Below are 22787 nucleotides of genomic sequence, written 5' to 3'. Positions count from 1 at the left end.
CAAACACTATTTCTTTTTTTTTCCTTTTTTGGCAATAGCCGGAGCAACTCCATTTCCCATTAAAGTAGCTAGGTGCTTAACAATTTCTTTGAAGTCGCCTAAAGCTGGGTGAAGCGGGCGATAAAGGTGTAATGGCAACCCTTGACCGCTGGCATTAACAAATTCTGCACTGTCCCGAATAGGTGGAAAAACGCGGATATTCATCTGCTCTAGCTGGGCTGGCAAGGACTCTAAAAGTTGTCGGTGGACGGCTCGTTTCGTATCGTATTGGTTGGGTACAAACCCTAAGATTTCTGGTTGCGGCTTGAGGCGTAATTGTTTGCAATGGTGGTAGTACCACTCCAGCAGGTGAGCTGCTCCTTGAATTGATTTTGGTTCGAGCTGTACGGGCACTATTATATGAGTGCAAGCAGTTAGTGCCATCAAGGGCAAGGGGCCGAGGGTAGCGGGGCAGTCGAAGATAATTAGGTCGTGATCCATTGGATAGTCACTCAGGCAATCGCCCAGAAGATAAGCGCCACGCTTGTGCAGAACTAACTCGTCTGCTGTTTGCGTCAGCGTCATTCCGCCTTGACAAACGGTTATATTATTGGTGTGGGAACTCCAGCCTTGAGTAAGAGGCCAAGAGCCATTGAAGCTTTCTCGCATTATGGCGGACAGTGTGTGTTCTGGCTCTGGCGGATTTAGACCGCAAAAAAGGGTCAGGGAGCCTTGGGGGTCGAGATCCATAATGGCTACTTTCAAACCCCTTAACCCCAGTTCGTAGGCGAGGTGAACTGAAAGTGTGGTTTTGCCAGTGCCGCCAGCATTGCTGATGACTGCTAGTCGAATTTGCATGGTTTTGAATTAAGTAGATGATTTAAGTATGATATATCGAGAGTCGGCATCAGATATCGATATATGAGAGGGCATCGCCGCTAACCACCGTTCTGCCTTACGTTGATCCAGCAAGTTAATATTTAGTCTGACGAGTAGATTATCGTCAAGTTTAGTACGGGGAAGATTGTTGAAAAGAATTTAAGTTCGATCGCTAGACTGAAACACGGAACGTCATATATCGATATCTGAGGTATGGGATCTAACCGCCGAGTTAACTTCGATCGCAGTCTTGCGACGGTGCGAGCGTACAATGTACTAGGGAACTTCAAAGGCACGGAAGGGTTGGGCGAGTCAACTGAACAATTTGCATTAAAATACCTAGAATTAGTTGAATGTTTTCAATAAAATGCTCTGTTGTTTCAATATAAACCGTCCTATCTTCTAGTTTCATGAACCTCCAGATACTGCCTGTTGTCACTGCACCATAAACACAGGAAATGCTGTTATCTTTTTGAATATTAAAAATCTGGGCTGCCAACATTTCTGCAATGCACTGGGCAATTCCCGATTTGATATTGTCATTCTTGGCTTCGACAAGTGTAAACACGGGAGCATTTAAAGATAATTGTTCTGGTGAATGACTAATCATAAAGTCACAAATGCCATTCAGTCCTTTGACTCGATCAATATTAAATTCCGTACCGGAAAAGAGGCTGATTTGACGATCGCACCGCCTGCGGAGTTCAATCAATACCGGAGCGACTATCATCTCCGATCGCGCTTTTTCCGTGTCAATTCCCAAGGCTAAGGGAATATTTTCGGCTAAGGTTTCCTTTAAAAGCTGACTGGGTGCGATCGGTTCTACAGCCGTAAAGACTTCAGATACTTCTCTAATTGTTAAGCCGAGTTTATGCTTAATATCATCTAGGGAAAATTCGCTATAAGACATAATAGTTGCACCTTTCACTCCGTCGCTCTAATTTTATATTTAGATCGCGTTCGTTAAGCCAGGAAGCTATTCATAGCTTTGTCCCGATTTTGGTAGGTTTTTACGAACGGATGTTCCCAACAGATATGACCAATAATAACCTTTGTTCCCGATCCCAGCTCGCTCTGAATCTCCAACTGAGCGCTAATCTGCTCGACCCGCTGCCACATTCCACCCAGACCAAATCCGCTGACTTGCTACTGCGGATCGAACCCGCATCTGTCGTTACGTACAGACAGGTACAGCCGATAGCATGGAGTAAACAATCAAGTGAGCGTGAGTTTTTAGCAGATTATCGGCTGTACCTCTGCTCGGCATTGCTCTGTCAAATCGTGCTGCTCTGAACAAAATCGTCCTAATGCTTTGCGATCTACCGAACGTCATATATCAATATCTGAGGTACGAACTCTAAAAACCGAGTTAACTTTGATCGCAGTCTTGGGATTTGGTGATCGTACAATCTGCCGAACGTCATATATCGATATCTGAGGTACAGACTCTCACCGCAGAGTTGATTTTGATCGCAGTCTTGGGATTTGGCGCTCGTACAATCTGCCGAACGTCATATATCGATATCTGAGGTAGGGTTGTAAACACCCGTCAACTTTGATCGCTATCTTGGGATGGTGAGTTCGCCTAATCTACCGAAATGCACTCGGTGAACGTCATATATCGATATCTGAGGTACGATTCTCAAAACCGAGTTAACTTTGAGAATAGTCTTGGGATTTGGCGATAGACTAAGGTTGAACTTCATATATTGATATCTGAGGTACGAATCTAAAAACCGAGTTAACTTTGATCGCAGTCTTGGGATTTTGCGCTCGTACAATCGGCCGAAATGCAATTCTGAGTCAAATCGCTGATAATATCTAAACTCATATTTTCCACTAACTTGGTCAAAGCCCCAGCAATTTGTTTCTGGGAGCGAGGAATTCGCTCAATCAACAGCCTTACCGCTTGCTCGTCTCCACAAGCGGCTGCTTTATAAAGCTTCTTAATCGACTCCCTCGGCAACACAGACAGCGACTCAGAAGTCAGTTGCACAACAGGCTCATCCTGTTCGGACTTCCTAGACGACTCCTCTTCATAGATATAGCGAACTCCCAAATGAAGCGCCATCTTCTCAAAAATTACTGTTTCTCGGAACGGTTTGGCAACAAAGTCATCGAAGCCATTCGACAAAGCGAGTTTCTTGGTTTCAACAAACGCATTAGCGCTCAAAGCAATAATTTTTGTATTGGAGCCGTCAGGCAGAGAACGAATTTTTCGAGCAGCTTGAAAGCCGTCTAAAAGCGGCATTTTCAAATCCATCCAAATTAAATCCGGCTTGTACTTTTGCCACAATTTAACAGCCTCAGTTCCGTTATCCGCAAACCACAAAAGAAAGCCGGCTGACTTCAATATCTGAGTTAGTAGCAACCGATTTGCCGACTCATCGTCCGCTACCAGAATGCGATAATTTTGTTGGTTGGGTGCCAGTCCATTCACTTGTTTTTGAGGCTGGATGTCACGGACTTCGCTCTGTGTTGCACGACTCACTTTAATGTAAAAACTGAAAACCGTTCCTTTCCCCACAGAACTTTTGACCTTGATATCGCCACCCATCAGCTTGACGAAAGAGCGGCTGATGGGCAATCCCAAGCCCGTTCCCGTTTGTGATTTCCTGCCAGTTTCAGTTTGGACGAACGGCTTGAACAAACGGCTAATCTCTTCAGGGGCAATACCAGGGCCTGTATCCTTCACTGAGAACTGGAGAAAGAATTTGGGTAACGGTTTTTTTGCCAGCGGCTGAAGGCATTTTACAGTCAGCTTCACCCTACCCGCCTCAGTAAATTTAACAGCATTACCCAACAGATTAATCAAAACTTGGCGCAGCTTGCTTTCATCAGTTCGGACGTATTGCGGTACATCTTTCCGGAGTTCAAAAACAAGTTGCAATCCCGACGACTGAGCTTTGAGTTGGAACATCCGTTCTATGTCCTTGAGCAAACTGTACAAGTCAACAGCAGTTTCTTCGAGGGTGATTTGACCTGCTTCAATTTTGGACAGCGACAAAATATCGTTGATTAGTTTCAACAAATGCTCGCCACTGCGATTGATAATATCTAAACTCGACTGCTGTTCCGGTGCAGTTTTTTTAGAGTTCACAAGCAAGTGAGCAAAACCGATAATCGCATTCAGAGGCGTTCTCAATTCGTGGCTCATGTTAGCCAGAAAGGTACTTTTAGCGCGATTGGCGCTTTCGGCGGCAATTTTAGCTTGTTTTAGTTCCTTCGTTGTCTGTGCAACTTGCCGCTTTAAATCGCCGGAATATTCTTCTAGCCGCTGGCGAGATGCTTTTAACTGGCAATTCATGCGCTCGAAAGCACAGGCTAGGGCTTCGAGTTCGGCAACGCCGCTACCTGAAACTGTTGAGTCGAAGTCGCCGCCAGCTATCGCCTCTGTTGCCGAAATTAACCGCAGCAGCCGCTGTTCTATTCTTAGGGAAATGGACAGCAAAAGGCAGATAGAAAGAATCAAAGCCAGCAGCACGAGCAAAATAGTGTTGCGAGTATTGGCCTGAACTTTTTCCGTGAAGTCCGTTTCGGGTACAACTGCCACAATCAGCCAATTTAAGCCTTTCGAGTTTTCAAAAGGTCTGACTTGCAGCAAGTATAATGAGTTGCTGGCAGTAAAGTTAAGATTTTGGCTGCTGTTAATAGCAGCGAGGCTGCCATAATGTTTAAGCAAATACTCTGTGGAAAGCTGGATTACTTTTTGTTGCAGAGCTTGGGCGCGAATTCGCTGCTGGGAGTCAACAGAAATAGACGGTTTTAGTTCAGTTACCTCGTTCCAAGCAACTAAGTGTCCCGAACGGTCTAAGATAAAGGCTTGACAGTTAGGGCTGATGTGGAAATCGTGCAAGTTGAATGTTGAGGTTGGGGTGGGAAAAGCAGGATTTGTTTTTTGTTGAGGCAATATTGTTTTTGGAGAGTCTGACCCATTTCTTTTCCCATTTGGTTTGATTGTGACTCCGGCTGTTTGACTTGGGCGAAGTTGGTTTACCGAACCAGTTTGCATTTTTTTATAAGTCCCTTCTCCTTTCCCAACCCCAACCCCTTCTTTTAAGTAGTTGTCAAGGCGGTCAGAGATGCGGCTCGTTGCTTCTCCCAATAGCTGTGCAACTAAGTCATTCATTGTCTGCCGCCCTGTTTGAAAAGAAAGCCATCCGGTCAGACATAGTAAAGTCGAAATCAGGAGAGCGTTGGGGACTGTAAGCACAACGCGCAGCGGGAGGGCAGACTTTTTTTGAACTGAGCTTTTTGGGCGGAACATTGGTTAAAAAAAGGGAGTGCGAATGAGGGAAAAAACGTTCTTCCGAGAAAGTATTACTGCCGAACCGTTCAAAAAATACCTATTTAAGATGTCTTTTCAAAACTGATAACTCAGCTTTGCGTTGAGTAGGAAGTAAAAGAGTTATCCCCTCTCACTCACCATCCCTGCTCACTCTCATTATGCTGTTTCACTAATTGCTATTATTAATAGCGCAGCTTCAAAGCAATCAGAATCAGTCAAAAGCCATAAGTTCTCAGAGCGAGCGGTTAGTGACACAGGCTCCAACCTGACTCAGCGCGGGCAGTATTGAGGAGAGGATTCGCATCTCAACTTTTCGATAATCGGATGGGTAATAGGAAGTTAGGAGACAGTCAGTCAAATTCTCTCCCACTCCCTATTCCCTACTCCCCATTCCCCATTCCCGTTACCTATTCCCGCAGCTCCGGCTCCAATCAAAAAGCAGAGCGACTTTTAAGAAGCCGAGTAGTTCGGGCTGTTGGCGGTTGTCGCTGTTGAAATCTTGTTCCAGGGTAGTTCAATTCTTCTCGTGCAATGCGGCTCAGCTCGACAATCACAGACAAGTCTACTCCGGCTCGTGCAGCAGCATCTGCCGCCGATAGATTCTGATTTCTTACCAGAGCTAAAAATTGCCGCACGCTGTAGACTACTGGGTCGTTGGCTGCTGTGTAGCCTTTTTGAATGGCAATCAGCAATCCTTTTTCGACATCTGATACTGCGGGGGCGCGACCTCTATCAACGTTCACAGTCGGCTCCATTCTTGGCGTGACGGGAGCGATGCGAATTCCTAAGTGTTCTGGTTCTTTGTTGGTAGGAACGATGTTGAAGTTGTAAAGTCGCTGTTTCCCTTTTGAATCTACAGTTTTGATTGAAAGGTTAGTGATGGTAGCTGTGGTAGCTCCCGGAAAATTGAGCGCTTGAATGGGACGCAAGAAAACAGTTTTGGCTTGGCCGCTTGCCAACTGTGCATCGGTGCTGAAAACTATTTTTGAGGGGTCGGCAATTAAAACGTAGGCCAGAGCTTCGTCGGTTGAACTGAAGTCGATCGCACTCGCGCGACCGGGATAGACTAAAATATCGATCGCACTATTGACGGCAATATCTCGACCCACAGTTTGATAGCCTGTTACTCTTGATTGAGCAAAAGCACAGTTGGGGTAGCTTGCAGTAGCGAACACTGCTGTGAACAAAAGCCCTCCGAGGGAAAGCATTCTTGGGGATTGGATGCGATTCGTCATGGCAGTTATTCGTTGATGTGGAGAAAATTGTTGACAGTAGAAACGGGGATTTCCTTTACTAATCGCCGCAGTCGCGTTGGGGCGACTTAACCGTTTACCGACGGTTTGGTTATCGGTAAATGTTGAGAAAGCTGTTAACAGTAATAGAAACCGGGGTTCCTTTATTAACCACAGCTACATTGGGGCGGTTTAAAAGTTCTTCAGTTGCTCTATCTGAGCGGCTTTCCATCCGTTTTGCCAGGGGGCTGAAGAAGCCATCGAGGACGGCTGACCAAATTTGGGGGTCTCGACTTTCAACGGTGGTTGTACTGCTCCCAAACCTACCGCTAATACTGCTAGAGCTCCTGACTTTAGGGTCTGCGAACACTTGACCGACTCGTCCAACTCCCGACAGCACTGCGGTAAGGATATCCTGTCCGGCAATATCTGAACCTGGGTCGAAGTAGCCTGAAGCAATCAGCGGCTGTCCGCCCTCTCCTGCAATCAAAATTGCGCCTTCTGGAATGGGCTGCTGTTTAATCTGACCGTTTCTATCAGAGTAGACGAGCGCTACAGCACTAGCTTGTACCATGCGATTGGTTTTGCTGACGGTGTTGGCTTTGACAATGACAACTGTGCCGGCAGGAAAGGCAATAGAGCCGTCAGTTGCCGTTACGTCGGCTGTGAGAGTGACGGCAAATTTGTCGTAAAGCTGTTTGCCTGAGCCTTCATCCCACAGCAGGGGAACCGAAACTACGCCGTTGGCTGTGGTTCCAAGGGGAACCTGAGCTGTTTGGGAGGTTGAGGAACTTTGGGGCGTGCGGTTGAGAATGCCTTTTGCCCCTGGGGAGTTTACTTGTTCCAGAGTTGGGGAATTTGTTAAGGCAGAAGCCTCTGGAGCAGCTTCTGGGGAAAGGGTTTGAAATTCTGTATCAGGCAAGGATGTTCGGCTCGCGCTCAGTCGAGCCGCAGTCTCGATTGGGCTATCGGTAGAATCGGAACTTGTTTGGGGAGAAAGGGCAGCCGGAGTTAATTGGTTGGTGGGGTTTTGGGAGTTGTCGGTGGTTTCGAGGCTGTCCTCTCCTGCGGGAAACTCCGGGTGTAGCCTTTCCCCGGTGGCGTTATTTGGGCGGTTATAAAATTCTTGTGGGATTTGTTCCAAAGAAACGTATGAGGGTTGCAACTTTTGGTTGCCGATATTGACTGTTAGGAATTCACTTGTTGGAGTTGGGTTCGTACTAGCGGCGGCGGTAGCACTTGTTGTCGCTGGAGTGCTTGGTGTTGCACTCACGGCATTCGCTATTCGGTTAGGGTCAAAATTTCCCCTAATTTGTCCGAGTTGAGCGAGTTGGTTCCACCGCTCAAACGGGTCGATTTTTTCTTCTCTTGGAGTTGGAATTAAAGGTGGGGGTATTAACGGTTTGGGTATGGGGGCTGGTGGGGGCGCGGGTGTTCTTTGCGGTATGGGTGCGGGTACTGTTACCGTCCGCACTACTGTTCTGGGTGCGGGTAGGGGTTCGCGTAGAGGAGTAGGTGGCGGTGCAGCGCTCCGGGTAGCGACTAGACGCGGAGTTCGCGGATTTCGTGGGGCTCTTGACGGTTTGGGCGACGGTTCTGTTTTGGGTTTTGCGGTTTTTTGCGGTTTTTCGGCTAACAGTTTTTGTTGGTCTTGGTAAGCTAATTTAGCCAGCAACTCCGGTTTTTCATCTTTAATGGTGCCAGAAGAGCTTTCTTTTGGTGTTGATTGTGCGATAGGTTCGCGAGGTGATTTAGGCTTGATAAATTGCCAAATCAGCAGTCCTAGCAATAGTATTCCACCAGTCAATAGCAGTATTGTCACTGCTCTAGGAACGCCTCTTTCGGAAACAGGCGGGGGCAGTGGTCTTTCCTCATCTTGAGCGAGTTGATATTGAGTTTCAAGTGTTAGGGGTGCATTGGGGTCGAAATTAGCAATGAAGTTTTCATCAATATCATCATCTTTCGAGGGGGAGGGGGAAGGGGAAGGGGAAGGGGGAGGGGAAGGGAAAAAGTTGTCTTCTGACATCTTGCTACTATCGTTATTAAGGATACTTTCGCTATCAAGAGGGAGTGAATTATTTGGCTCAGTTTCTGCGGTTGTCAACTTTGTTTGATGAGAATTGTTTGAAGATTCTTGTCTGTTACTCATGGCTACTGTCTTGTTGCTTATTACGATGGTTAATTAACAAATGATTGGCTTGTATGTGAGGGGGACAGAGCAGAAAATTAGGACTTCTTTGTTGTTAAAATACAACCGCTTGAAGTTCATATACAGCACTTTTCAGGTAAGTGAAGTACAAACAAATCAGTTTCTGTAGGGGCGGTACTCCTTTCCCCTTCCCTGTTTTTCCTTCCCCTTCCCCTTCCCCCTCCCCTTTCAGGTAAGTGAAGTACAAACAAATCGGTTTCTGTAGGGGCGGTACTCCTTTCCCCTTCCCTGTTTTTCCTTCCCCTTCCCCTTCCCCCTCCCCCTCCCCCTCTAAGGTTTGAATTCGACTATTCGGGAAATTTCTAATCCGGCTGCTCTCAAAGAGTGAATAGTCTTCTCTAATTCATTAGCGTTTTCTTTGAGAGGGGATTTGGGAATTTCTACGGCTTTGACGGTGAAGGTTCGATTAAACTGTTCTCGGCTTTCTCCAATGCCTTGTTCCAGCACGACGCGAGTAGCAATTACATCTATTTCCCAAACTCCTCTTTTTATTTCTCTCGGTTCTGAGATGTGAGAGATATAGACTCCAGAGCGGGTTTTTCCTGAATAGATGGTGTTGGGAACGAGTTGGGCGAGTTCGACAAGGGAAGCTTTACCAAACTCTGATTCCATCATCAACGAACCCATCCAAGCAGTTGTAGGAACTTTGGCACTGCCTTTAACTTTAATGCCGGGGTCTGGATCATTTGTGCCAGGAATTTTGCCTGACCAAGCCCAGGTTAAATTGACCCAACTGGATACGAAAGTTTGGATAATTTTCGGCTCTCTGTACAGTTCATCTTGTTCTGCAATTCGTGCTGCGGTTCCGTCTTTTAACTGGACAAAGGTAACTTTTCTTTGAGATAAGGCTCTCAAACTGACTGTATTCACTAAAACAGCAATTGTCAGGAGGAAAACAAAGCTTGTTAGCAGGACAAAGCACAAGGCTAAGGTGTTTTTAGATTCAGGGAGTAAGGGTTGGAATTGTGGAAATTTCATGATTTTATTGGAGGGGGAAGGGGAAGGGAGAGGGAGAGTTGGAGAGTGGGGGAGGGTGGAGAGAGGGAGGAAAAACAAGTGATTATTAGCTTTTATCGCTACTAATTAGTGCTAGTTTTGATTCAACTCAAAAAAGCGAAAATCTATGCTTCCTTCCCCTTCCCCTAGATCAGTTTTCCGGCAATAACGCCGATCGCGTTACTGGCAATATCTGTAAGCTGTTTGGTGCTATTGGCGATCGCACTGTACAAAGCAGTTCCTCCACCCTTGGCTATTAACACGGCAAGAATGGGAGAAAACACAGCTAAAAAGAATAAAAAGGCGATATCTGTAACTAACTCTGCATCGGATTTGACAATCACTACAGCGACTAAGCCAACGACGATGTTGTAGCCCAATTGCACTCCAAATAACGACATAAACCCTATTAACCAAGCCCAGATTGGTTTTCCTTGCAGCGGCAGCAGCGACAAGCCCATTGCAATCGGCCCGAATAGAGCTGTTAGCAACAATGCTGCTTCTAAAATATTGACAAATGCCCACTGTACTGATCTAAGAATTAAGCGAATGATGGGCAAGACAGTAGACCTAAAAACTTGTCCTGCAAAATCGCCATTTCCTATATCTTGAAGATTGGCAACATTGCCTAAGTTTTCAACAAACCGCTGCAAGCTTTTGAGGGGGCCTCCATTTTGCTGTTCCGCTGCCTGAAGGATTTGTTGAGCTGGCTGTTTTTTGCTGTTCCAGCATTCCACTAAAGCTGATCCAACTTTGCCCTGACATTCGCTGTAGAGTTTTTCAATCTCTTCTTTGCCAGCACTGGTAAGGTTAACGTCGCTCAGGGCAGTTCTGAAGGTCATTTCTCCGACTTGAATCTTCATAATTTCTTGCACTTGAGTGCTGCCTACAGCTTTGATGAATTTGACGCTTTCAGCTAAGACTTTACCGTTGTTACTGAGAAATACTACAATCACAAGCGGCCAGATAAACATGGCTACTAGCTCTGACCAAGACTGTTTTTCGATGATTTCTTTGCCACTGGTGACAGCGAGGTAAGTAACAGATATTCCCGCCAGAATTAGTCCTAGTTTGACTAAGGCAATCCAGAGAGAGGATTCTTGAGTATTGAAGGTGTTAAACCAAACTAAATTCCAGGATTCGACAGTTTTTTGAGAGACTTCTATGGCATCAGATAGAGTGTCCAGGGCTTGTCCTGCTGTGCTAGTTTGGGCAATAAATTGTATAAACATTGCGGTATCTCCTTACGGTGATTTCAGTCTTCGTTTGCCCCTAGAGCGATGCCTCCCGGCATTTGAAACAATCCAGCTTGAGTAGAAGAAGCGGTAGCCGCCGCAGCATCCTGCCGTCTCTGGGCTGTGTTAATTTCGTTGAGTTCTTCAGCTTGTTGAGCATTGAGAATGTTGGCAAAACTGCGATCGATTTGAGCTTGCTGGCCCTGCATGACTAAGGCACTTTGATTTTCTGCTGATAAGGCTGCTTGCTTAGCTGCGATCGCACTTTGTTGAGATATGTTTCTCATAATGTTCTGGGTGACATCTTGACCTTCGGAATCAGCACCCAATTCCATTGAATTTTGGCTCTCGCGATTAGTTTGCTCTACGTTCTGCTGGACAATTTCTTTCATCTGAGCTTGCTTTTGTTGAGCTTCTTTACTGAGAGTGGCTTTATTGGCTTCACTGACAGCACTTTCTCTTTCTGCGAGTTCTGCGGTATTCTCTTTGAGGCTGTAAGAATCTTGCGGTCTCTTCTCTAAAGCAGCGGATAGTTTTGTCCCTTCACTTTCGGAGGTGTTGCCGTCCATTATGCTTTTAACTGCTTCTTTTAGGTCTGGAACTTTCAGTTCTCCCAGGAATGAAGAGAGGGTTGACTCTATTTCACTGCTGAAATTTTCGACTTTGTTTAACAAATTGTCCCAGATGCCTGAGATGCTGTCGGAGATGGTGGAGATGGTATCTGAAATTTCGCCTGTTATGTCGCTAATTTTGTTTTCTATACCTCCTATTTCTTTCGGGTTGCTCAAGAAGTTATTAGCTGATTGTTGGATTTTGCTTTCTATTTGTTGATTGGCAACTGTGAAGCTGGAGCGGTTGAAAGTGCTGCTGTTAGGATTGTTTGAGGTGGGAAGCTGTGTTGCAGTCGGATTGCTGTCAGAGGTTTGAGCTTTTGCTTCAACAGAATTCAGTATTAAGCTCAGCCAAATTGCAGGAATGCCGAGGGCAAGTTTGACAAGAAATTTTGGTGATTTCATCGGTTTTTCTCCGTTATGCGTGCAGTGATTTGAGGAGTGGTAATTAGTAATTGAGTTAAGGAACGATAAGGGAAAGGCAATTAGTGCTCCTATTTCGATTTACAAACAGCACTCACTTATCAGTTATAAACCCCTTTTTCTCTCTCTATTTTCATACTCTGTGTCCTCTGTGTTCTCTGTGGTTCAAAAAAACTTGTTCGTAAATCTTCGCTCTGATTGCTATAGCTGGTTTCATTAGTCATGTTTGAGCAATAATTGTCATCACTTTAATTCAACCAATTCCTACAGAATTTTTATGGCAAAAATCAACGCACTTCTCAATCCACCAAACGTTCTAGCTAGCCATGAGGTCTTGAGGGGATTTGTGTCCGTTGATATCAGTGACTGCATTCTTGCCAATATTGGTTAATGAACGTCCTTCTTTAACGGCTTGTACATATTCAGAGGCAAATTGTTTGAGTGCTAGCAATTGCCCTTTTAACGTATTGGGATATTGAGCCATCACTCGGGCGCGAGCCATCAATTCAGCTTGATTGTTAGCCACACTTGCTAATATCATTTCGCCTGGATAGTATCGGCTTTGCCAGAAACGACCTCCTTTTTCAATTAGCCAATTGGAATAAAGGTCGGCAGCTCGGGGAAGGAAAGCTTCTGTGGCATTTTGGCTAATAATTTCAGCCGGATATCCCAAATTTTTAATCCAAGAAGTGGCTCCGTTTGATGTCAATCTTCCGGTAATTCGATACACCATGTTTTGCATAATCATAGTTCCCGCACTACAGTCACAAATACTGTCGATATCTTGGGCTAGCAAGAGCACTGAAATGCCATTCTTTCTACCCACTGCACAGAGTTCGCCTACTACTTCAGCAAATCCGTCTTTCTTAAACAAAATCGAAAGTTCGTCTCCGATAAATAGGCTTTTAGGGTGAGAAAGTGCGTTGCGGATGCAAGCAGCGTGGGCGTTAATAGCCATTAAATACTGGTCTTGTTCGTTGCCCAGACCGCTAAGGGCAAAAAACTTAACAGCGGGTTCGGGTGAAAATGTACTCGGTCTGCCAATTGCTTTCCCTAAAGGTGAGGCTAGTAATGCGTTGCATTGAGTGATAATTTGGTTGATGGCAATGCGGTCGAAGTCGGTAAAGTTTTGTAGGTTTAGTTGCTCTTTTGTGCAGAATTTCAGGAGGTTTGTGAGGGTTGGCATTTCTTGCCACGCGGTCGATTTCCAGCCTTTTTCAAAGGCAGTATTGTAGCGCTCGATAATGTCTGGGTCTTCCAGAAATTTTTTCAGAGTTAGCAGCAAAATGGCATCGACTCGCTGCGCTAATTTTGGGTCGCGGACTTTACCCATGCTGATAATAGTCAGCGCTTTTCTGATAAACTCTTTCCATTGGTCTAGTCGGCGCGATCGCTCTTCTCTGTCAAAACGCCTCAAATCGGGTATTTCGAGTAGATTCGAGCTGCCAGAGGTGATGTCGTAGTACGCACCGTCGTCGCCTAACAGTTTCACTGCGGTCTCAAAGGTACTGCCGCTTCCTGCTGAGATGTCCATACCGACTACTGGAATATTAGCGGCTAAAGCATCGACCGCAAATCGCCATCCTACAACGCTTTTACCGCAACCGGATTCACCTGTAATAACGGCGCGGCTGGTTTGGTTGTGCATGAGGTCAACGTACACGGGTTTGCCGCCTTTGGTAATGAATTCAACTCCTTTTGAGTCGATGTCCCTTACAGCAGTTAAGGGCAAAATACCGGGGACAGTTTCGGTGTCTAAGGTGAGGCGGCGTTCGTTAATTAGCGAACTGCTGTGCAACAGCCAGCTTACAGTAATGGGCAAAGTTTCTAGCCACAGTTGCCAAGCAATGTTGCGCTCTCTTAATACCTTGGCAGAGCCGAAGCTGTGGGAGAGCATTTGGCAAGCGTGTGTTAGTTGCTCCGGCGTTGGTCGGTAGACTAAGAAGGTGACAGCAGCGTGAATTGCTCTTGCACCTTTGTACATTTTTTTCTGGGCTTCAAAGGATTCTTCCTGTTTGACTTCGGCTCCTACATCGCGACCTTGACCTTTTTCTAAAGCGCGTTTTTTGGCAGTTTTAGATTGTTTAGCTTGCCTTGCTAAGTTGTCTTGAATAATAAAGTTGGGAGCGGCGCTAATTTCGACAACGGCTTCAGTATCGCGGACGTAGCTGTTGCTCATAATTTTCCACAGCCATTGCAGTTGCTCTCTGGTATTGAGCCAACCGCCGGGGCTGTCTTCCATTGTGAGCACGCCGCATTCTGCGTTTCTGCCGGGGAGCAAAATGCGTGAGCTAGCTTTTCTGTGTTCCGGGCAGCTCGAACGACCGCTCATACCTTCAATTAAAATGGTGCAGGCGTGTTTGTGACTGTTGATGGTTTCGGTGAGTTTGTAGTCGGATGCGGTTTCTTTTAAGGTGAGAAGTTGGGGGATAGGGGGTATGGGTGCGCTGTTGAATTTTTGCCACAGCCAGCCCCATAGTGCTTGGGCATTCATGGGTTGAATTTCCAGTCCAATTTTGGTGTTTAGTAAGAGTTCCCATTGGATGTAGCCTTGCTCGAAAGCGTCGAGTAGCAGTTGTTTGTAAAAGCGTTCAGAGTAGATGCGTTCGTTGCCTGTAAATTGTGCAGCAATGCTGTTGGCTGTGTTGATAATTCCATTGATGAATTTACTCAGAGGGTCGTTGGATTTGGAGCCAGATTGAGCGTTGAATGTCCAAGTGCAGAAAATAGTTTGGTTCCACAGTTGTCGGGTGCCTGCTAAGTTGAGTTCTTGAATGCGTTTCTGTTCGTTACGAACGAGTACAGAAATGGGTTTGAGGTGACAGTTGTCAGCCAATTCAGTTAACTCTTGTTGGCGAACGCAATCGCTGCTGTAGCAGCCAGTGTGAAAGGTCATTTTTTCGCCTGGAGGAATGTCTTTTAGTCCCTCTTCTAAGGCGGTGGCTGCATTGTTTACTTCATGGCGGTAGAGAATGTTGTGAAAGCCAGCCGTCTCGAATCCGAATACAATTTGGTATTGACTGCCTTCATTCAGTAAGTAACCTGAAACTTCTCGACCATCCTTTTTGATAGTGACTAAACACAGGAGGTTTTGGTAGTTTTGGAAGGGCATAAGTCGGCTGTTACCTCCTTGTTGAGTGGGAGCAACTTTGGGTTTAAGTTTGACTCGGACTTGTGAATCGCTGATTCGGTGGCGAATCGGGTTTGGTCGGTGTTGGGGAAGGGGAGAAAGGTATAAAAGATTACCGTTGTACCACTCGTTCCCCGGCGGAGGTCTAAACCTGTCTACAAAAAGGTGAGGTTTGTTACCTGTCAGGAGCCACCAGCTTACAATTAGCCAGAAAGTAGTGGTGAAAAACCAAGGCATTCCTAAGCTGAATAAGCCGTTGGTGAGGATGTAGGAAATTACGGTGATTAGCATCCACGGAATTAGCTGTTCCGCTGGAATGATGCCGATGCTGGCTTGTTTGCCAAGAATTTTATTGACGGAGATGAAGTCTTTGTCTGGGTCTTTGAGCATGGTAGTAAGGGGAGGGGGAAGGGAAAAAGGAGGGGGAAGGGGAAGGGAAAACCGGGTTTTTAATAGCTTTTGTTGCTACTTGTGCGATTTTCGGAGTTAAAGCAGGGAAACGGAAAGAAAAACAGAGTGCTATATTATTACCTGTTAATCCCCACTATTCAGTATGTTGGTTTTGTTCCATAAATAAGAGTAGGGGTGGAAACAGTTGCTTAAAATAACCTCATTATCAAATCGGTCTTTGATTTTTACAATTTGACAAATCAGAGAATAAGGTTCAACTCCAAACTAGAAAAATTATCCTTCCTTCCCCTTCCCCTTCTTCCCTAAGCTCCACCTCCGCCACCGCCATTACCAACGAAGAGGAAAGTTATTACATCAATGGCAATTACAATGGCAAAAGCTAAGGCGACTTGGGTAACAATTGGTCGCCAGTCATTACCTTGTTGCGCTTGGTTGTAAGCAAAAAGAGACGCGGATGCTACTAATAAAAGAAAAGCACCACGAATGAGGTTAAAAATCAGTTCGATGACCTCGGCATCAATGGCTTCGCCTCCCGCTGAAGAGGCTCCTTCTGCTAGCTCTTTCATGAATTCTTCTAAGCCGGAGAGGAAGATGGCGTTGGCGGGGGAATCGAGCACGGAGCACAGTGCAGTGGAGGTGATGATGGCAGTGGTAATGTGCCAAAATCGAATTTTGCAGCCGATATATCGCTCTACAATTGGGATTGCTTTAGCGGTGTGCCACAAACTCAAAAAGACTATGCTGGAGCAGCCTAAAGTTGTTATTAGGAGCGGGTCGTGAATGCTGAAGTAGATGAGCGAGGCTAGGCAAATGCCGAGGAATGGAAGGTCGCCCAGTTTGATTTTCTGTTGTTTTAACCAGCGTGATAATGAGTTGCGGTTTCGTTCATTTCTTGTTTGGTCTAAGTAAGTAGCCATGTCACTATCTCGATTAATTTAGTGCTTTAATGCTAATTTAAGTTGCATCTAATCCCTGCAAAATCGCCAAAAAAGGTGATTCTATACAGTGAGAGTGACCCCCTCCAAATGGAGGGTACAAGTGAAAAAAATTATTTCAAATTTCCATTTCCACCTCAGTTTTTCTCGCTTCCTGCTTGTTGGAGTTCTGGTTTGGAGCAAGTTGCTGTTGGGAGAGGAGATTTTCAACTACTTCTGGTGGAATGTCGCACAGAAGTACCTCAACATTACCTTTTTGGAGGCTAGCCTCAAAAACTATCTCGCTGTGAGAGTTAAAGCCTTTGACAGTACCCTTCGACTTGGATTTATCGCTGAATTCGACTTCAAAGTCGAGGCGCGAGCCTTGGGAATCGGTAAAGCTGATTTCATCTTGATTGCTTCTCTTTACCATTTCAGCTAAACGTTCTTGGTTGAGAGCTTGTTGAAAAATTTTTAAGCGGTCGAGTTCTTCTTTTTCTTCAGGTTTCAAGAAGTCGTTTGTCACTTTCCACTCTCCAGTTTTATCCTGTACTGCTGAGAACATTTCCTCGCCTTCTTTCGTTTTTAAGCTGATAGCGGTAGAGGAGTCAAAATTTGTTACATAAAGTTTGGCTTCTCCCAAATCAACGCCATCTTCTAATGCAATGCCTTCCGCATTTGCTTCTTCTTCAGCTAGGCTGTAAATTTTTGCCAGTGTTGCTGCAAGTTGGGAGTCCTGAGTAAAATTCTGGGCTGTCAGAGTAATTTTTTTAGCAGTAGCGTTAGCGCTGCTAGTTGGAATTGTTGATTCTAATGAAAGTTTTTCATCTATTTCTGTTGCGTTTTGTACGAATTGGTCGCTGAGAGATGGAGTCGAGCTGTCGGGCGGTTCTACTTTTGTATCCACAGCTTGAACGCCTGTCTCGCTTTGAAGAGAAAGTTTGTTCTCTAAAGCTTCTATTCGCTCTTCTAGGGTATCGAGTCGCTTTTCAAGTCGGTTGAGTGCTTCATTTATTTGTACGAGTTGTTCTTCAAAACTCGCCTCTGTGTCAATTTTAATAGAAGCCGTTTTTTCAGAATCGTTGTCTCTCACACTCCCGGAAATTTTATCAACTTTTCCGTGGACTTTGTTAACAGCTTTAGCTAAGAGCATACCGGGTGTTGACACAAGTTCGGCATCGGGTTCAGGTAAGATGTTTTGTTCCGGTTCTGGCTCCGGTTCAGCTATTGGTAAAGCTTCGGATTCAACCATTGCATCTGCAACTGAATCCGCTTCAACCAAGTTGGTAACTCGCTGGGAGAGCGAGTCAGCTCGCTGGCTTTGAGCTTTGAGCCTTTTGACAATATCGGCAACTTGGCGCTCTTTTCCAGCCCCAAGAGCAGCTTCTATAATTTGAGAAGCTGCTTTTTTGCCAATCAGAGTAGCGAGAACCGCAACTTGAGCACTCATGCCGCTGACAGTTGTACCTTCTACCTCACTTCCAGAAATGGCTGTTCTACCACTGACTTGTACAGCAGCATCGAGGATACTATCGATGTTCTGGTCGTTTGATTTTTTGCCTTGAGGTCGCTGTTGGCTAGTTCTGGTTTTGGAAGGTGTGGCTGCTAAGGATTCAGCAATTTCTACCGGTTCATCTGTCTGAAGTTTTCTTTTGGTTTGGGATTTAGCTGATAATTCTTCTTCTTCCAAATCTTCTTGTTCAGAGTTTTGAAGGTGGCTTTTAGTTGGAGACTTATCTTTAGGTTGAGGTTTTTTGACTTCAAACTCATCTAACTCACTTAGCTCATCTCTCGGAGAGCGGCTTAAGGCTTTAGATTTAACCAGTGGTTCTTCCGACTCCAACTCATCTACGTCATCTTTTCGGGATCTTCTTTTGGTTTGAGAGTTGGGTGATGGCTCGTCGTCATCCGAATTTTCTATTTCATCTTTTCTGGATTTGATATTGGCTTTAGATTTCGATCTGTGCGATGGTTCATCATCTTCTAAGTCATCTAGCAAATCGTCTTTTTTAGACTTGTTTGCCGTTTGAGATTTCGATCGATGCGAGGGTTGCTCATCCTCTAATTCATCTAGTAAATCGTCTTTTTTAGACTTAGTTGCAGCTTTAGATTTAGACTTGGGGGAGGGTTGCTCATCATCCAATTCATCTAGTAAATTGTCTTTTTTAGACCTTGTTTTAGTTCGAGGCGAATCGAGTAATGCTTCAATTCCTGTTTTAGTAAATCGGTTGTCGTCCGGCTCTCCCAAGTGTTCCATCATGTATTTTCCTGTGGTAGAGCCGTACTCAGGTCGATCGCTCAAACTGAGGACGAGTCCGTTGTGCTTGACCTCCACGCTAATGCCAGGTTTGCCGTCGGCTTCCGTTAGTTCTTCAATTGCATCGGCAAAATCTTCTACGCTGGTGAGTCCATTTTCCTGGCAGTAATCTAAAGCTTTCTCGCAGCGATTTCTTAGGTAGTTGAGGATTTTCTTGCCCTCGGCTGTGTTAGGGGTGATGTAATTTCCCTGGCTTCGGCTTCGGGATGCTGTTTTTGTGGGCATAATCTTTGTGGCGGGGTGAGTGGATATTTCCCATGAAATTCGAGCAGTATGGCTAGTGACTTCACTCTAAAGTGCGGTTTTGGGGAGTTAAAGTGACCCCCTCCAATCGGAGGGGGAATCGTCGCCCACTAATAATTAAGCTGCTACGCATCTAAAGTATCTGTTGGTTGGGGAGGGGGAGAAAGAGAGGGGGAGAGGGGGAGAAAGAGAGAGGGGGAGAGACTTTGACGCTTTTCCCACAAAGATTGAAGTATACAATTTAAAGGCGCGACAGCTTATCCCCTGTTTGAAACTCACTAAAAAACTAACTGTTCGGTCAACGAGCTTTCCTGGTGTTCACACCTACCCGCTCTTAGATGTGCGGTAGTTGATATTAAAGTTGTGTATCTGCATCTCTTTTTTTTGAAGATGTAGAAGCTAATTCAACATCAACCTCTCTGAGGTATTTGATAAACTGAGAGCTGTTGTTTTCAGAAAGCTTCTTAATTATTTGACCTGTTTTCAAGTCAGCAGCTAAGACCGGATTATCAGCTTCATCTCTGACTAAACACCTAACATTGTTGCGAGATTGGGTAATAAAAGCTGTCCAGTTTCCCACAGGGATTGTAGTTTCTCCAGTTTGCTTATATGCTTCAGAAATCGCATCTTTCAGCAATTGTGAGAGGTGGGCGGGGCTGGCAGCAATGTCTTGGGGTTGAGACGGTGGTTTGTTTTGGGTAGGGGTTGGCGATACAAGCGATCGCTCTTGACAAGGAGTTGGCGATACGGATTGCGATCGCCCTTGACAAGGAGTTGGTACGACTTCTGAAAGTTCCTCAACTGATTCAATTAGTTGCACAGAACTAGGGTTGATGTTTAAGATCAGAGCGCTGCCTTTAGGCGAGGGTTCAATAGTGGCCTCAAAGGTAGTGCCGATCGGCAATTTAGGTGAATTAGCAGAGAACATGGCTAATTCTTGTCCGTCAAGGAGAACAATAGGGCTACCGTCGCGCCTTGAATCGGTACCGCTAACAGAACCCACCTCAAAAGTCAATGTTTTCTGCCTCCATTTGGGACTGCTAAAGTCAACATCTTTCAAGTCATTGTACTTCTGTCCAATCAGTTCAGCTCTGTCAAACTGAAAGGTTTGCAACTGCTGGCAAATTTCATCTGTAAACAAGTTGAGAACCAATGCTGCTTTAGGTGTTTGGTTTTGGGACTCAAGCCAAGTATAATCAGCAGGAGCTACAATGCGTGAACTGACATCTTTGGTGCGACCAAGACCATCACGATAGGTTAAGTCTAAACTGTCGATGTCGTTGAGATTTTCGCCAAATTTCCTCTCAAGAATTCCCACCAGTTTGTCGCTGGGTTCAATTAACGCAAAATTGACCATTGGCAGACTCAGATGCAAAGTTGCTTCATATTTAATGCCTTTGCTGTCTAACAATTCTTTCCAATGTCCAGCTAAGTCTTTGCCAACTGGCTGTCGCTTCTTATCCCTGACAGTCTTACCGCTGCCGTCCAGTTCAAATTCCTCGAAAGGGACGCTCAGAACGTAAGTGTCTTTTGGCATTGCTTCGTGCAGTCGCTCGTACTCAGGTTCAAGGGTGAATTCAATCACCAGTTGGCGAGAAAGTTCCTTACAAGCTTTGCGAGGAACTTCTAAGTTGGGATTTGCGGTTTCGACGTGCCACATCGCACTAGCAGCTAAAAACCGTTCTTCAGGGTCAGTCCAAGCTTCAGTTACATCGGCTCTTAAGCTCTCGTATAACTTGCTGACTGCTTCTTTAATTGCCTTAGAATCGCCGCCGCACTCCGAGTGAATTTCGCCCATCCTTTCTCGATAGCGTTCCTTAATATCTTGTGCCCACCTGACATAATATTTCTCCCATTTTTCTCGCTCATCTAAGTCAGAAGGAGACTCAAACAAGTAGCGAAATTCGTCGCGGTGGCGGCTTTTTAGACGAGTCGGTTCCCACTCTGGATTAACAGCCTCCTTAGCGATGCAATTGATAGCGGTGCCGTCTCCTATAGGTAATGGCACCGTTTTGTAAAGCCTGGGGTCGTCTTTGTAGTCAAATAGGTAGCTTGGGTGCTGTTCTGACCACTGCTTAGCCTTGGACAACAAGGTGGGGTGGTGGTCTTCTGTACGAGTAGCACTTTTGGGACTGTCCACTTCAATTTGCAGGGCATCAAACAGCTTTCCAAGAAGCTGCCGCTTCTGTTGATTGAATAAACTTTCTGGCTGTCCCGGTTCTGCTGCTGACGATTGCACTCTCCCGATTAAGGTAGCCACCCAGCCGATTTTATTTTGGGCGATCGCTACGGCAATTTGCCGCAATTTGGTATACTTGCGATCGCCATCACTATCGGTAGCTTTAGTGTAGTCAACTTTCTCTCGCTTCTCAACTGCATCGTACTCATTCTCTTGATTAGCGTGCCTGGTTTCAGAGGCGATATTCGGCATTCGGGAAGCAGGCGTAATCACTAATTGATCGCCATCAAAATCGCATTGGTGATGCTGCATGGCTTGGTCTGGGTGAATGAAAACGCACCCTTTGTATTTCGTTAATGCGCGATGGCTTTTGTTGTCTACTGTGTAGCGGCGGATGTTATCTTTACTGACAATTGGGTATCGGGTAACGATGACTTCTGTGCCGTGTCGCAAGTGGGGGGCCACAATTGTACCGGGTTGGAGGTTTTCACAAGGTTGAGCCATTGCTGAACCATGATGAATTGCTCCCTTAATTGCTAAGTCTTTCCACTTTTTAGCCAGTTGTTCTTGCATGAAATCGACGACTTTGGGAAAGTCGAGGAGTTGACCGAGTTTGTCGTTCCTCAAAATTGAAATTAGCCGGGATTCGTTGCGTTGGGCTTTTTCATCTGTTTCGTCTTCTAATCCGCTGCTGTCTTCGTGAAGGCTAGATTGAAAAGCAGCTTTTTTGTCGTGCTGCTCCACTAAGTATTTGGCAAGTTGCAGCCGGTTATTTTGCAAGTCAGCTAGCTTTTGGGCTTCAATTTTGGTCGGTGTGGCTATGTCAGCCCCAATAGCTGCTTCGGAATACCAAATCGAAAATTGCCAGGAATTTTCGTATTCAGTTACTTTGGCGTTGCCTCGGTTTCCCAGTATAGCTTTGGGAAATTCGTAGTCGCCACAGGGGATAAGTTCAGCTAATTGCTCTTTAGCAACTCCTTTGATAGAGGAGCGATCCATAATGATATCATAATCCAAGTCGGAGGTTAAATTAGCATCAGGCAACAGCGTTCCTTTGGCAAGAAAGCTAATTTCTGGAGTGTGGCAGTCTTCTTGTCCCCATTCCTGCATCCAGGCAAATCTGAATTGAAAAGGTCGGTTGTAATTCCCTCCTAATTGTTGGGCTAGTGCCGGTGAAATTTTACCGTGACAGTCTCCGGTTTGCCACTTATGAGCTTTCGCTTTTTCACTTTGGTCATCGCTTTGAGAATCAACAATTTTGAGTCGCAAGGTTTCGCCGTCAAGGGAGCTATCTAACAATTTGGCTCCTTGGTTGCAACTGCTAACTAGCAGTGAGCCGTAGCGACAGGCGTGGTCGGGTTGGGTTTTGAATACGCTCAACAGTTGGGTTGAGAGTTCAATGTCTGCAAAGTACACATTTTTGCCGGAGCTGAAAGCAACTCTTCTGGTAATACCATCTCCGAAATCGATGTTTTTCAGAGGGTCGAAGCTGCTATCATTTTGGTCTGGTTTAACGATGGTTAGGGATGCTAATTCTTCAGGTTCAAAAAGCAGTTCAAGCAGGGAGTTACGCAGCACTTCTGATTCAGCTTGGTACCGCCCCTTTGCTCTACCGTCAGCCAAGGACATATCAAAGACTGGGATTTTTAGTCCTTCCCCAGCTACCCATTCTGTGGAGCGATATTCTGGGGTAAGTTTTCTTCTGCTCATTGATTAGCTCCTGAATCCTAGTTTTTACATT

The 22787-nt window shown here is 45.5% G+C and carries 12 protein-coding genes; all 12 read right to left on the bottom strand.

Annotation, left to right across the window (positions count from 1 at the left end):
• Positions 1–6: 6 nt before the first annotated feature.
• Entirely contained in the window at positions 7–837 is an 831-nt protein-coding gene (locus QT984_RS03635) for a ParA family protein (RefSeq protein WP_333151796.1), read from the bottom strand.
• 307 nt (positions 838–1144) lie between these two features.
• Positions 1145–1768, bottom strand: coding sequence for a hypothetical protein (locus tag QT984_RS03630; protein WP_333151794.1), 624 nt, complete (start codon positions 1766–1768; stop codon positions 1145–1147).
• Positions 1769–2599: 831 nt separating this feature from the next.
• Positions 2600–4987, bottom strand: a complete 2388-nt coding sequence (locus QT984_RS03625) for an ATP-binding protein (RefSeq protein ID WP_333151791.1) — start codon at positions 4985–4987, stop codon at positions 2600–2602.
• Between the two features lie 590 nt (positions 4988–5577).
• On the bottom strand, positions 5578–6381 hold the full coding sequence (locus QT984_RS03620; RefSeq protein ID WP_333147665.1) for a hypothetical protein: 804 nt from the start codon (positions 6379–6381) through the stop codon (positions 5578–5580).
• Positions 6382–6490: 109 nt separating this feature from the next.
• The gene (locus QT984_RS03615) at positions 6491–8527 is read right to left on the bottom strand and encodes a hypothetical protein (protein ID WP_333373174.1); all 2037 of its coding nucleotides are present in this window, start codon (positions 8525–8527) and stop codon (positions 6491–6493) included.
• 330 nt (positions 8528–8857) lie between these two features.
• Entirely contained in the window at positions 8858–9565 is a 708-nt protein-coding gene (locus tag QT984_RS03610) for a hypothetical protein (protein WP_333151786.1), read from the bottom strand.
• Between the two features lie 164 nt (positions 9566–9729).
• A complete protein-coding gene (locus QT984_RS03605) occupies positions 9730–10815 on the bottom strand; it encodes a hypothetical protein (RefSeq protein ID WP_333147365.1) in 1086 nt (361 codons plus the stop codon).
• 23 nt (positions 10816–10838) lie between these two features.
• Positions 10839–11834 carry a hypothetical protein gene (locus tag QT984_RS03600; RefSeq protein ID WP_333147367.1) on the bottom strand — a complete coding sequence of 332 codons (996 nt, stop codon included), beginning with the start codon at positions 11832–11834 and terminating at the stop codon, positions 10839–10841.
• A 334-nt stretch (positions 11835–12168) separates the two neighbouring features.
• Complete coding sequence (locus QT984_RS03595; RefSeq protein WP_333147369.1) at positions 12169–15372, bottom strand: hypothetical protein; 3204 nt, start codon at positions 15370–15372, stop codon at positions 12169–12171.
• A 323-nt stretch (positions 15373–15695) separates the two neighbouring features.
• Complete coding sequence (locus QT984_RS03590; RefSeq protein WP_333147371.1) at positions 15696–16310, bottom strand: hypothetical protein; 615 nt, start codon at positions 16308–16310, stop codon at positions 15696–15698.
• A gap of 136 nt (positions 16311–16446) precedes the next feature.
• Positions 16447–18849 (bottom strand): hypothetical protein, encoded by a 2403-nt coding sequence (locus QT984_RS03585; protein ID WP_333147373.1) that lies wholly within the window; start codon positions 18847–18849, stop codon positions 16447–16449.
• A 373-nt stretch (positions 18850–19222) separates the two neighbouring features.
• Complete coding sequence (locus tag QT984_RS03580; RefSeq protein WP_333373169.1) at positions 19223–22756, bottom strand: hypothetical protein; 3534 nt, start codon at positions 22754–22756, stop codon at positions 19223–19225.
• Between the last annotated feature and the right edge of the window lie 31 nt (positions 22757–22787).

It is taken from the genome of Microcoleus sp. Z1_B2 (assembly GCF_036700325.1).
Lineage (GTDB): Bacteria > Cyanobacteriota > Cyanobacteriia > Cyanobacteriales > Microcoleaceae > Microcoleus.
The sequence above is the reverse complement of the archived record's forward strand: the minus strand, read 5'-3'. Positions and strand labels throughout refer to the sequence as shown.